The sequence below is a fragment of the Streptomyces sp. CB01881 genome (assembly GCF_002953255.1).
Lineage (GTDB): Bacteria > Actinomycetota > Actinomycetes > Streptomycetales > Streptomycetaceae > Kitasatospora.
This window is the reverse complement of record NZ_CP026498.1, coordinates 10,887,578-10,900,047: the sequence shown is the minus strand read 5'-3', so window position 1 is coordinate 10,900,047 and position 12,470 is coordinate 10,887,578. Positions and strand designations below refer to the sequence as shown.

Below are 12,470 nucleotides of genomic sequence, written 5' to 3'. Positions count from 1 at the left end.
CGTACAACATCCCCAACCGCGACATCTGCGCCGGCCAGTCCGGCGGCGGGGCGGGCAGCGCCGCCGACTACCGGACCTGGATCGCCGCCTTCGCCGGCGGCATCGGCAACCGGCCGGCGGTGGTCCTCCTCGAACCCGACTCGCTCGGCGACGAGAGCTGCATGACCTCGGGCCAGATCGCCGAGCGCAACGCGCTGCTGAACGACGCCATCGCGCAGTTCAAGGCCAAGGCGCCGAACACCTGGGTCTACCTGGACGCCGGCAACCCCGCCTGGCTGAGCGCCGACACCATGGCCCGGCATCTGGCCGCGGCGGGGGTGGCCGGTGCCCACGGCTTCTCCCTGAACGTGTCGAACTACCTCACCACCGGGGAGAACGTCGCCTACGGCAACGCCGTCAACGCGGCCCTGAAGTCGGCGAAGGGCTTCACCAAGCCGTACGTCATCGACACCAGCCGCAACGGCAACGGATCCAACGGCGCCTGGTGCAACCCGGCGGGGCGGAGGATCGGGACCGCCACGACGTGGGGCGGCGGCGCCGAGATGCTGCTGTGGATCAAGGTGCCCGGCGAGTCCGACGGCAACTGCGGCGTCGGTGCGGGATCGACCGCCGGACAGTTCCTGCCCGAGGTCGCCTACAAGATGATCTACGGCTACTGACCGTGGACCGTTGAGGGACGGCACCGCCCCGGTTGCCCACCGGGCCCGTGTGCAGCGCCGCGACCGGCCACCGGGGAGGTCCACTCCGGTGGCCGGCCACGTGCGGGGAGCTGTCCGGGCCCTGGCGAAGCCACGAGGACTTCGTCCGCACCCGGGCCCGGCGGCGCGTTCGCTCCGCTCGGGCTACTCCTGCTTCTCGCCGGAGGCGTAGCGCGAGATGATCAGCGCGATGATGATGATCGCGCCGTTGAGGAACTGGTTCCACAGCGGCGGTACACCCCCAAGGGTCATGACGTTGACCGCGAGCTGGAGCGTCAGGACACCGCGTCGAGGCAGCCCTCGCCCACCACGACGAGGCTCCCCCCGGCCAGCGCGGCGTCCAGGCCGAGTTCGGACAACAACACCTCGATGCCCGGCTCCCGTCGGGCCCCCAGGACCAGCGCCGCGAAGCCCACGCCACCTGCCGCGCCGGCCCCCGGCCGGCCTGGCAGGTCGGATCCGAGCCGCGTCGCCATGAGCCCCGCGAACCGGCCGAGCCCTGCCTCCAGCAGCGCGACCTGGTCGGGGTCGGCCCCCTTCTGCGGGGCGAAGACGGCGGCCGCGCCGTCCTGGCGCAGGAGATCCCATGTCTCAGAAGGAACGTGATCCCCCAGCCCGAAGGCCCGATCCTCTTCACCGTCGAATTAACCGCCCTGACAAGGTATTTCGTAAGCCTTCTCACGAACCCTCTGGACGTCTCGGCGTGCGTCTCCTATAAATCGATCCCATGACTCAAGGTGATGTGAACGCTCACAAGCCCGGCCGCTTCCCGCGCCGCACCGTGCACCTGGACTTCCACACCGGCCCCGACATCCCCGACGTGGGGCGGGACTTCGACCCGGTGACCTTCGCCCAGGCCTTCCGGGACGCCCACGTCGACAGCGTCACCGTCTTCGCCAAGTGCCACCACGGCCACCTCTACTACGGAACCGACCGACCCGAACGCCACCCCGGTCTCGCCCCCGACCTCGACCTGCTCGTCGAGCAGGTCGACGCCCTGCACGCCGTGGGCATCCGCGCGCCGATCTACCTGTCCCTCCAGGTCGACGAGTACGCCGCCCGGGAGCACCCCGAGTGGATCGCGCACGGCGAGGACCTGAAGCTCACCCGCTGGAGCACCTCCGCCTTCGACGCGGCCTGGAACATCCTCGACATGTCCAGCCCCTACGCCGACTACTTCGCCGATCAACTGGACGAGGTGCTGCACCGCTTCGCCCCGGTCGACGGGATCTTCATCGACATGTGCTGGAACCAGCCCAGCGCGAGCCGCTGGGCGGTGGACGGGATGCGCCGCGAGGGGCTGGACCCGGCCGACGCCGAGCAGCGAAACCGCTACGCGAACCTCGTGGCCCGGCGCTACATGGCCCGCTACTCCGCGATGGTGGAGAAGGCCCTCCCCCCGGACGCCGTCCAGGGCGTCTGGTTCAACAGCCGGCCGAAGACCCGGCTGCCCGAGGAGCGGCAGTTCGTCCGGCACGTCGAGGTCGAGGGGCTGCCCACCGGCGGCTGGGGCTACGCCTTCCTGCCGTACGTGGCCCGCTTCGTCCGCCCGCTGGGGCTGCCGACCCTCAGCCACACCGGGCGCTTCCACGAGAGCTGGGGCGACAACGCCGCCCTCAAGCCCCGGGCGGCCCTGCTCTACGAGAGCAGCCAGATGCTGAGCCACGGTCTGACCAGCGGCGTGGGCGACGTGCTGCACCCGCGGGGTGTTCCCGCTCCGGCGGTGTACGAGCTCATCGGCTCGGCCTACGCGCACCTCGACCGGTGCGAGCCCTTCCTCGGCGGAGCCCGGGTGGTCAGCGAGGTCGCCGTGGTCGTCGACCCCGCCCTGGGTGACAACCCCGGCGCGAGCAACATCGGCGCGGTACGGGCGCTCCAGCAGCTGCGCGCGCAGTTCGACGTGGTCCCGCCGACAGCCGACCTGAGCGGGTACCGGGCGGTCGTGGTGCCGGAGAGCACGAAGGTCGACGGCGCTCTGGCGGAGCGCCTGCACGCGTACCGGCAGGCCGGTGGGGCCGTGCTGCTGGTCGGACCGGCGCTGCTCAAGGACGGTACCGAACCGGCCCTCCCCGACCTCCCGGTCGAGGGGTTGGCACCGGCTCCGGCCGGCGAGGCCTTCCTCGCGTGCCAGGGCGTCCCCGGTGTCCCGGAGGACTTCCCGGTCATCAGCCACGGTTCCCGGCTGACCGCCCGGGCCCGGCCCGGCGCCGAGGTCCTGGCCCGGGTGGTGGCGCCCTACTTCCCGCGCTCCTGGGACCGGTTCTGCGGCCACTCCTACACTCCCCCGGCCGATCCGACCGACGAGGTGGCCGTCGCCGTCGCCGACGGGGTGGCCGCGGTCGCCGTGCCGCTGCTGGAGGCCTTCCACGAACACGGCCTGGAGACGTACCGTCAGCTGCTCGGCGCCGCCCTGGACCGGCTCCTCCCGGACCCACTCGTCCGTGCGGGCGGGCCGGTCCACCTGGAGACCACCGTGCAGCGCACCGCCACGGGCACCGTGGTGCACCTGATCAGCTTCGTCCCCGCCCGCGAGACCCCGGAGCTCGACCTGGTGCACGACCCCTTCCCGCTGCTCGACGTACCCGTCGCCGTCCGGCTCGCCACCGCGCCGCGCTCGGTGCGGCTGCAACCCGCCGGGCAGGAGCTGCCCTGGCAGCACGACGGCGAGTACGTCCACGTGCGGGTCACCACCCCGGACGGGCACGCGATGATCGTGGTCGAGCACGACTGACCGCGCGCACCGGGCCCCGGGTCACCCCGCCGGAAGCAGGGTGGGGTCCGCCATGATCCGGCGGATCGTGGTCTGCGCCGCGCCCAGCACGGGCCCGCGCCGGCCCAGGGCGGACGGGCGCAGCGCCTCCGGAGCCCATGGCCGGACGGTGACCCGGTCGGCCAGTTCGGCACGCACCGACGGCAGCAGCCATTCGGCGAGTTCGGCGTAGGCGCCGCCGAGGACGAGGCTGTCCGGGTCGATGAGGTCGACGGCGGACGTGAGGGCCAGGCCGAGGGCGCGGCCCGCGCGGTCCAGCGCCGCCAGGGTCGGCGCGTGCCCGGCGCCCGCATGCTCGGCCAGTAGGGAGACCGGGTCGCCAGGCTCCGCAAGAGCGGCACGGGCGGGGCCGTGCTGCGCGAGACCGGCCTCGCGCAGCACGGCCGCCTCGCCCGCGTACTGCTCCAGGCAGCCACGGGCGCCGCAGGCGCAGTCGGGGCCGTCCGGGTGAACGGGGATGTGGCCGAGTTCGCCCGCGAAGCCGCGGGCGCCCCGGAACAGTCGCCCTTCGATGACCAGGGCGGCGCCGACCCCGGTCTCGGCGGAGACGTGCACGAAGGTCTCCGCGGTCTGCTCGGTGTTCCAGTACTCGGCCAGCGCCCCGAGGTTGGCCTCGTTCTCCGGCTCGGGCACCGTGTCCGGGTCGGGCCAGTGGTCGGCGAGCCGGACGCCCTGCCAGCCGAGGTTGGGCGCGCGCTCGACCACTGCGCCCGATTCGTTCGGCACCACCCCGGGCACGGCCAGGATGCGACCCTGGACGCGCAGCCCGAGGGTGGCGGCCTCGGCCTCCGCTTCGGCGGCCAGCGCGGCGACTTCCGCCAGGACCTGGCCGGCCGGCCGGCCGGCGTTGGCCCGTTCCACCCGGCGCCACACCCGGGGATCTCCGCGCAGGTCCACCACGCACGCGCCGAGGTGGGTGACACCGACCTCCAGGCCGAGGCCTGCCGGGCCTTCGCCGCTCACGGCCAGCGCCCGTCCGGGGCGGCCGACCCGTCCGCTGGCGGTGGCCGCCGCCTCGGTCACCGCGCCGCGACCGATCAGCTCGTCGACCAGGGAGGAGACGGCCGCCCTGGTGAGCCCGACACGCCCGGCGACGTCCGCGCGGGAGAGCGGGCTGTGCTCGGCGACCGCGCAAAGGACGAGTGCGAGGTTCCGCCGACGCATGTCCTGTAGCGAAGCGGGCCCGTTGTCCTGGCTGCTCCCCGCCTTGCCGACCACTGTCACGCGCCGCCCCTCCTACTGGTCCTCGGCCGGGGCTCCCTGCAAGGCCCCGGCCCGACGCAGGGTATCGCCGATCCGTTCGAGTGCGTCCTCGTCCCGTGCCACGGGCTTCAGCACCGGGCCCTCGACCGTCCGCCAGCGGCGAGCCACCGCGTCGGCGGGCTCGCCGGTGAGCAGTCCGGCGGCCTGGGCGGCGGCGCCGAGCGCGACCAGTTCCTGTGCGTCGGGCACCCGGACGGCCCGACCCGAGAGCCGCAGGACGGTCCGCTGCCAGGCCCCGCCGCGGGCTCCGCCGCCGATCAGCAGCAGCGGCTCGTCACCCGCGAGGTCCCCGCCTCCCGCACGCAGCACGTCGTCCAGGGCGGTGAGCAGGGCGTGGGCGGCGCCGTCGTAGGCGGCCTGGAGCAGCTGCCCCGGAGTGGTGTCGTGGCGCAGCCCGTGGACCAGACCGGAGGCACCAGGGAGGTCCGGTGTGCGCTCGCCGTCCAGGTAGGGCAGCACCACCGCGGAGCCGCCGTCCTCGACCTCCTCGCGGCCACGTCCGAGGAGGTCGGCGAAGCGGTCGACGGCGAGGGTGCAGTTGAGCGTGCAGGCGAGCGGCAGCCAGCCGCCGAGGGTGTCGGCGAAGCCCGCGACGGTACCGCTCGGGTCGGCGGGCCGTGTCCGGCCGACGGCGTAGACGGTGCCGGAGGTGCCGAGGCTGAGCACCGGCTGCCCGGGGAGCAGGCCGAGACCGAGTGCGGCGGCCATGTTGTCGCCGGTGCCGGTGGCCACCAGCGTGCCTTCGCGCAGCGGCGTTCCGGCGCGGACGGCGCCGGCCCGCGCGCCCGGTGGGAGGACCTCGGGCAGCAGGCCAGGGTCGAGGCCGATGCGGGCCAGGACGTCCCGGTCGTAGCCGTCCGGGCCCCACCAGCCGGTTCCCGACGCGTCGCCGCGGTCGGTGACGGCCTCCCCGGTCAGCCGTTCGGTCAGGAAGTCGTGGGGCAGGCGGACGGCCGCGACCCGGTCGGCCGCGGCGGGCTCGTTGGCGCGCAGCCAGGCCCACTTGGGGGCGGTGAAGGCGGCGGTCGGGACGCTGCCGGTGCGGCGGGCGATCTCCGCGGCGCCGATCGCGGCCCGCAGCCCGCCGGCCTGGGGCGCGGAGCGGACGTCGTTCCACAGCAGCGCGGGGCGGACCGGCACTCCGGACGCGTCGAGGGTGACCAGCCCGTGCTGCTGGCCGGCGATCGAGACGGCGGCCGCGCGGTCGGCCCAGCCCGTTCCCGCCACGGCCCTGCCGAGCGCCTCCCACCACTGCTCCGGGTCGCTCTCGCGGCCGGCGCCGGTGCTGACGGTGTGCGGGGCGCGGCCCTGGCCCAGCACGGTGCCGGTGTCGATGTCGACGGCGAGGGCCTTGGTGGACTGGGTCGAGCTGTCGACGCCGATCACGACACGCTGTTCAGCCATGTGTTCCTCCGGTGGGGGGTTCCTTCTGACGTCCCGGCATACTAATTTGTTGAGAGCCCTGACAAACACCCCTCCGCACTGATCCGGAGCCGCTCCATGTCCAGCGACCCGCTCGTCCCCACCCCCGCGCACAAGTTCACCTTCGGTCTGTGGACCGTCGGCTGGCAGGGGCGCGACCCCTTCGGTGACGCGACCCGCCCCGCCCTCGACCCGGTCGAGACCGTGCAGCGACTGGCCGAACTCGGCGCTTACGGCGTCACCTTCCACGACGACGACCTGATCCCGTTCGGCGCGGCCGACGCCACGCGCGAGGAGACCGTCAAGCGCTTCCGTGCCGCACTGGACGCGGCCGGGCTCAAGGTCCCGATGGCGACCACCAACCTGTTCACCCACCCGGTCTTCAAGGACGGCGCCTTCACCTCCAACGACCGTGAGGTACGGCGCTACGCGCTGCGCAAGACGATCCGCAACATCGACCTGGCCGTGGAGCTCGGCGCCTCCGTCTACGTCGCCTGGGGTGGGCGCGAGGGAGCCGAGTCCGGCGCGGCCAAGGACGTGCGCACCGCGCTCGACCGGCTGAAGGAGGCCTTCGACCTGCTGGGCGAGTACGTCGAGCAGCAGGGCTACGACCTCCGCTTCGCGATCGAGCCCAAGCCCAACGAGCCGCGCGGCGACATCCTGCTGCCCACGGTCGGCCACGCCCTGGCGTTCATCAACGCCCTGGAGCGGCCCGAGCGGGTCGGCCTCAACCCGGAGGTGGGCCACGAGCAGATGGCCGGGCTGAACTTCCCGCACGGCATCGCCCAGGCCCTGTGGCACGACAAGCTGTTCCACATCGACCTCAACGGCCAGTCCGGCATCAAGTACGACCAGGACCTGCGCTTCGGCGCGGGAGACCTGCGGCAGGCCTTCTGGCTGGTCGACCTGCTGGAGTCGGCCGGCTACGACGGCCCGCGGCACTTCGACTTCAAGCCGCCGCGCACCGAGGACTTCGACGGCGTCTGGGCCTCGGCGGCCGCCTGCATGCGCAACTACCTGCTGCTGGCCGAGCGCTCCCGCGCCTTCCGGGCCGACCCTGAGGTCAAGGCCGCGCTCGCCGCCTCGCGGCTGCCCGAGCTCGCCCTCCCCACGGCCGAGGACGGCCTGACCGGCCTGCTCGCGGACCGCTCCGCCTTCGAGGACTTCGATGTCGACGCCGCCGCCCGGCGCGGCATGGCCTTCGAGCAGCTGGACCAGCTGGCCCTCGAACACCTCCTCGGCGCCCGCTGATCAGAGTTCGCGACCGGGCCGGGTCGTGCGGCAGGCACGCCCCGGCTCGCGACGCTCACCCAGCCCGCTGCTCCCCGAGGCTGGGGTGTTACGCAGTTCGGGGGCCGTCCCCGTGATCGGGGACGGGCAGGCGCGCCCCGGCTCGGAGGGCGGACTGGTGGGCGATGATGCCGGGAAGGGTGTAGCGGGCGGCTGTCCAGGCGTGCAGCGGTGGAGGCGTCCGGGTCGTGACCGCGGTGGCGAAGTCGTCGGCGAGGAAGTGGTGACTGCCTTCGTGGCCGTTGGGTGCGTGCGCGAACTCGCTCGGGAGTCGGGAGCGGTCGTGGACGGGGGCGGTGCCGGAGGCGAAGGCTGCGCGCAGTTCCGGGGCAAGGCGGGCGAGCGCCGGGTCGTCCGGTGCACTCCCGCAGCCCGCGCCGACGCGAGCGATCCGGCGAAGTTCACCCAATGGGCTGCGGATCTGGCCGCGGGCGACGATGAACTGCACCGCATCGCGATGCTGGAGATCCAGGCGCGCGTCCGGCGCCTGGCGCGTGCCACGGTCGGCGACCCGGTCCATCGCTACGCCGGTGACGATCCGGCCCTGCACCAGGCGGTGTCCATGGCCCGGCACATCGCCCGCCACTTCCGCGAGCCGATCACCGTCGCAGACGTGGCCGCGGCGGCGAACGTCCACCCGACCTACGCCATGACCCAGTTCCGCAAGGTCGTGCGCACCACGATCGGCGACTACGTGAAACTGCACCGGCTCGCTGAAGCACGCCGATTGCTGGTGACCACCGATCTTCCCGCGAGCCAGGTGGCCGCGGCCGCCGGCTTCGGCTCGATCAGCCGCTTCTACCGCGTCTTCACCGACGCGTGCGGAACCACCCCGGCACGATTCCGACACGGACGTGCCCTCTGACTCACCCGGCAACCGGGTCCGGAAAGGAGAACCGGGCCACCGCGCCGTGTCGCAAGGCCTGGTAGCCGAAGCCGGCGCTGTCGGCGGGAGCCGCACCGGCCGCCGGCGCATCCGCGACGCTGCGGTGCCGACGGCCGGCTCGGTGTTCCGCCGACCTCATCCCTCGGAGGGACGGAACAGGACCGCTCGGGCCCGCCCGGCGAAGCGGGGACCGGTGGACCCGGCGGCGATCATTGATGCAAGGAGGATCGATAGCCCTGACGATCACCTGCCGGCGCACCCCGGCACGGCCGGGGCCGGCCGGCCGGGGTGGTGTGGTGTGCTATCGGCGGCGGGCGGTGATCAGGCGCTGCAGGACGATGAAGACGAACAGCAGCCCGCCGATCACGATCCTGGTCCACCACGAGCTCAGGGTGCCCTGGAAGCTGATGACGGTCTGGATCAGGCCCAGCACCAGCACACCCAGCAGGGTGCCCAGCAGATAGCCGGAGCCGCCGGTGAGCAGGGTGCCGCCGATCACCACCGCGGCGATCGCGTCCAGTTCCAGGCCGACCGCGTGCAGGCCGTAGCCGGAGAGCATGTAGAAGGTGAGCAGCACACCGCCGAGCGCCGAGCAGAAGCCGCTGATCGCGTACACGGTGGTCTTGGTCCGGCCCACCGGCAGGCCCATCAGCAGAGCGGACTGCTCGCTGCCGCCGAGCGCGTACACGTTCCGCCCGAGCCGGGTGTAGTGCAGCACGACGAACCCGGCTGCCAGCACCAGCAGCGCGATCAGCACACTCGGCGAGACGAACAGGTCGCCGAGCGGGATCCGGGTCTGCGCCATCGCGGTGTACGACGGATCCGTGATGGAGATCGACTCGATGCTGATCGTGTAGCACAGGCCTCGGGCCAGGAACATGCCCGCCAGCGTCACGATGAAGGGCTGGATCTCGAAGGTGTGGATCACCCACCCCATCGCCCAACCGCCAGCCGTGCCCATCAGCAACACCAGCGGGATGACCACCAGCGGCGGCCAGCCGTGCCGCTCCACCAGCCAGGCGGAAACCATGGTGGACAGCGCCACCACCGCACCGACCGACAGGTCGATGCCGCCGGTCAGCACGACGAAGGTCATCCCGACCGCGACCACGAGCAGGAAGGCGTTGTCGATCAGCAGGTTGAGCAGCACCTGCCCGGAGAAGAAGCCGTCGTACTGCACCGAGCCGACGGTGAACATCGACACCAGCAGGATGGAGGTGACCAGCAGCGGGACCTGTCCGCGGACTCTGGCCAGCAGGGCGTTGGCGTTCACGCGCCGACCTCCCGGTTGGTGGTGGTGGCAGGACTCGGCCGGACACCGCGCCGGCGCCCGGCGCCGCGCCGGGCGAGCTTGGCACGGAAGTTCGGCGACTGGATCAGGCAAACCGTGATCACCACGAAGGCCTTGAAGACCAGCGTGGTCTCCGGTGGGATGCCGATGGTGTAGACGGTGGTGGAGAGGGTCTGGATGATCAGCGCGCCGAGAACCGTGCCGCCGATCGAGAACCGGCCGCCGTTGAGCGAGGTCCCGCCGATCACCACCGCGAGGATGGCGTCGAGTTCGATCCAGAGGCCGGCGTTGTTGCCGTCCGCCGCCGAGACGTTGGAGGAGACCATGAGTCCGGCGACCGCCGCGCACAGCGCACTGAACACGTACACCAGGCCGACCAGGCGCATCGCCCGGATACCGACCAGCCGACTGGCCACCGGGTTACCGCCGACCGACTCTAGCAGCAGACCCAGCGCGGTGGAACGGGTGAGCAGCGCGGTGAGCAGCGCGACCAGTCCGCTGAGCAGGATCGCGAACGGCATCGCCAGCCAGTAGCCACCACCGATCAGCTTGTACGGCTCGCTGGTGATCGTGATGATCTGGCCGTCGGTGATCAGCTGGGCGACGCCTCGTCCGGCGACCATCAGGATCAGGGTGGCGATGATCGGCTGCACCCCGACCCGGGCCACCAGCACCCCGTTCGCGAGGCCCAGCAGTACCGCCGTACCGAGCGCGATGCCGACCGCACCGAACACCGTGCCAAGACTTGCCGGGTCGGCGGCCTCGCTGATGTGCAGACAGGCCAGGGCGCCGGCGATGGCGACGGTGGAGCCGACCGAGAGGTCGATTCCACCGGTGGCGATCACCAGGGTCATGCCGAGCGACACCAGGATCAGCGGAGCGCCGAAGTGCAGGATGTCGATCGAACTGCCGTACAGGTGACCGCCCTTGACGTGGACGGCGAAGAAGTCCGGGGTGAAGGCGAGGTTGGCGAGCAGCAGCACGGCCAGCACCGCGGCCGGCCAGAACAGCCGGTACCGGGTCACCGCCCTGGCCCCCGGGGTGGTCGGCGCCGTGGTCATTGTTCCGCTCCGCTCGCGATGGTGGCCAGGACGCGCTCCGGGGTGAGCTCGCCGTCGTTGCGCAGTTGGGCGACCATCCGGCGGTCCCGCAGCACGCCGACGCGGTGGCTGAGCCGCAGCACCTCCTCCAGTTCGGCGGAGATGAACAGCACCGCCATGCCCTTCTCGGCGAGGTCCGCGACCAGCTTCTGGATCTCGGCCTTGGCACCGATGTCGATACCGCGGGTGGGCTCGTCCAGGATCAGCAGCTTGGGGTCGGTGATCAGCCAGCGGGCCAGCAGCACCTTCTGCTGGTTTCCGCCGCTGAGGTTGCGGACCAGCGCCTCCGGGTCGCCCGGGCGGATGTCCAGGGTGCGGATCCAGCGCAGCGCCAGCTTGTCCTGCGTGGTGCGCGACAGCGGACGGGCCCAGCCGCGGGCCGCCTGCAGCGCCAGCACGATGTTCTCCCGGACGGTCAACTCGCCGACCAGGCCCTCGGTCTTGCGGTTCTCCGAGCAGAACGCGATGCCGTGGCCGATCGCGTCGCGCGGGCTGCGCAGATCCGTCTCGGTACCGTTGATCCGCACGGTGCCGCGGTCCTTGTGGTCGGCGCCGAACAGCAGCCGGGCTGCCTCGGTCCGGCCGGATCCCAACAGGCCTGCCAGGCCGACCACTTCACCGGGGCGGATGGCGAGGTCGTACGGTTCGACGCAGCCCTGCCGGGCCAGGCCCTCGGCCTGCAGGAAGGCCCGGTCGGCGGCCGGCGTGGAGCGCTCGCGCCGCATGCCTCCGGCGAGTTGGTCGAGTCCGGCGAGTTCGGAGCCGATCATCCGGGAGACCAGTTCGACCTGGTTGAGCTCACTGGTCAGGTACTCGCCCTCTAGCCGGCCGTTGCGCAGCACGGTCATCCGGTCGCAGATCTCGTAGATCTGGTCGAGGAAGTGCGAGACGAACAGGATGGCGACTCCCTGGTCGCGCAACCGCTGCATCACGGTGAAGAGTTGGCGCACCTCGTCGCGATCCAGGCTGGAGGTGGGCTCGTCCAGGATCAGCACCTTGGCCGAGACGTCGACCGCGCGGACGATGGCGACCAGCTGCTGGACGGCGATGGAGTAGCTGTCCAGCGGCGCGCTGACGTCGATGTCCAGATCCAGCGTGCGGACCAACTCGGCGGCCCGGCGGCGCATTTCGGCCCAGTTGATCAGGCCGAGGCGGCGCGGCTCGCGGCCGATGAAGATGTTCTCCGCGACCGACAGGTTCGGGCAGAGGTTCACCTCCTGGTAGACCGTGCTGATGCCCGCCTGCTGCGCCTGCAGCGGACCGGCGATCCGCACCCGCCGCCCGGCCAGCACCACCTCGCCGCCGTCCGCCGGGTGCACCCCGGTCAGCACCTTGATCAGCGTGGACTTGCCGGCGCCGTTCTCCCCCATCAGGGCGTGCACCTCGCCGGGGAAGAGCCGGAAGTCGACCCCGTCCAGCGCCACCACTCCGGGGAACTCTTTGCGGATCCCCCGCACTTCCAGGACCGGTTGCTGAGGCACCCGGTTCTCCTCTCCTCGTACGAACCCGGCCGCCCGGGGAGCGTTCCGCCGAACGCTCCCCGGGCGGGCGGGCCCGGTCAGTACTGGCGGGTCGGCAGCGCGGCAGCGGCCTGGTCCTGGGTGAAGACACCCTCCTGCGTCTTGATCCGCTTCGGCACCTGCTCGCCGGCCTTGACCTTCTTCACCAGATCCATCAGCTGGTCACCGAGGAGCGGGTTGCACTCCACATCGACGTTGATCTTGCCCTGGCTCATCGCGGGCGTCCTTGA

10 protein-coding genes and 2 pseudogenes are annotated in these 12,470 nt (G+C 72.1%); 4 read left to right on the top strand and 8 right to left on the bottom strand.

The window, feature by feature from the left end:
* Positions 1-659 (top strand): glycoside hydrolase family 6 protein (locus C2142_RS36895; protein ID WP_241003037.1); only part of this gene is annotated, 659 nt, incomplete at its 5' end.
* Positions 660-973: 314 nt separating this feature from the next.
* Here C2142_RS36895 and C2142_RS36885 read toward each other — a convergent pair.
* Entirely contained in the window at positions 974-1,276 is a 303-nt protein-coding gene (locus C2142_RS36885) for a glycerate kinase (RefSeq protein WP_241003340.1), read from the bottom strand.
* Positions 1,277-1,440: 164 nt separating this feature from the next.
* Between C2142_RS36885 and C2142_RS36880 the strand changes: the two genes are divergently transcribed.
* On the top strand, positions 1,441-3,429 hold the full coding sequence (locus C2142_RS36880; RefSeq protein ID WP_162002651.1) for an alpha-amylase family protein: 1,989 nt from the start codon (positions 1,441-1,443) through the stop codon (positions 3,427-3,429).
* Between the two features lie 21 nt (positions 3,430-3,450).
* On the opposite strand, the gene C2142_RS36875 is transcribed toward C2142_RS36880, so the two are convergent.
* Positions 3,451-4,692, bottom strand: coding sequence for an ROK family protein (locus C2142_RS36875; RefSeq protein WP_241003036.1), 1,242 nt, complete (start codon positions 4,690-4,692; stop codon positions 3,451-3,453).
* A gap of 12 nt (positions 4,693-4,704) precedes the next feature.
* Positions 4,705-6,135: a xylulokinase gene (gene xylB / locus C2142_RS36870; RefSeq protein ID WP_148647131.1), complete on the bottom strand. Its 1,431-nt coding sequence runs from the start codon at positions 6,133-6,135 to the stop codon at positions 4,705-4,707.
* A 96-nt stretch (positions 6,136-6,231) separates the two neighbouring features.
* On the opposite strand from xylB, the gene xylA reads away from it, so the two are divergent.
* Entirely contained in the window at positions 6,232-7,404 is a 1,173-nt protein-coding gene (gene xylA, locus C2142_RS36865) for a xylose isomerase (RefSeq protein ID WP_148647130.1), read from the top strand.
* Between the two features lie 88 nt (positions 7,405-7,492).
* Here the strand turns inward: xylA and C2142_RS36860 are convergent.
* Positions 7,493-7,804, bottom strand: a pseudogene (locus C2142_RS36860) (gfo/Idh/MocA family oxidoreductase); the annotation flags it as partial.
* Positions 7,805-7,900: 96 nt separating this feature from the next.
* Between C2142_RS36860 and C2142_RS36855 the strand changes: the two are divergent.
* Positions 7,901-8,308, top strand: coding sequence for an AraC family transcriptional regulator (locus C2142_RS36855; RefSeq protein ID WP_148647129.1), 408 nt, complete (start codon positions 7,901-7,903; stop codon positions 8,306-8,308).
* 322 nt (positions 8,309-8,630) lie between these two features.
* On the opposite strand, the gene yjfF is transcribed toward C2142_RS36855, so the two are convergent.
* The 4 genes and pseudogenes from yjfF to C2142_RS41180 all read right to left on the bottom strand — a co-directional run.
* Positions 8,631-9,602 carry a galactofuranose ABC transporter, permease protein YjfF gene (gene yjfF, locus C2142_RS36850; protein ID WP_148647128.1) on the bottom strand — a complete coding sequence of 324 codons (972 nt, stop codon included), beginning with the start codon at positions 9,600-9,602 and terminating at the stop codon, positions 8,631-8,633.
* Positions 9,599-10,681 carry an ABC transporter permease gene (locus tag C2142_RS36845; protein ID WP_148647127.1) on the bottom strand — a complete coding sequence of 361 codons (1,083 nt, stop codon included), beginning with the start codon at positions 10,679-10,681 and terminating at the stop codon, positions 9,599-9,601. The genes yjfF and C2142_RS36845 overlap by 4 nt, the downstream gene beginning before the upstream one ends.
* A complete protein-coding gene (locus C2142_RS36840; protein WP_148647126.1) occupies positions 10,678-12,201 on the bottom strand; it encodes a sugar ABC transporter ATP-binding protein in 1,524 nt (507 codons plus the stop codon). The genes C2142_RS36845 and C2142_RS36840 overlap by 4 nt, the downstream gene beginning before the upstream one ends.
* Positions 12,202-12,278: 77 nt before the next feature.
* A pseudogene (locus tag C2142_RS41180) lies at positions 12,279-12,470 on the bottom strand (LacI family transcriptional regulator); the annotation flags it as partial.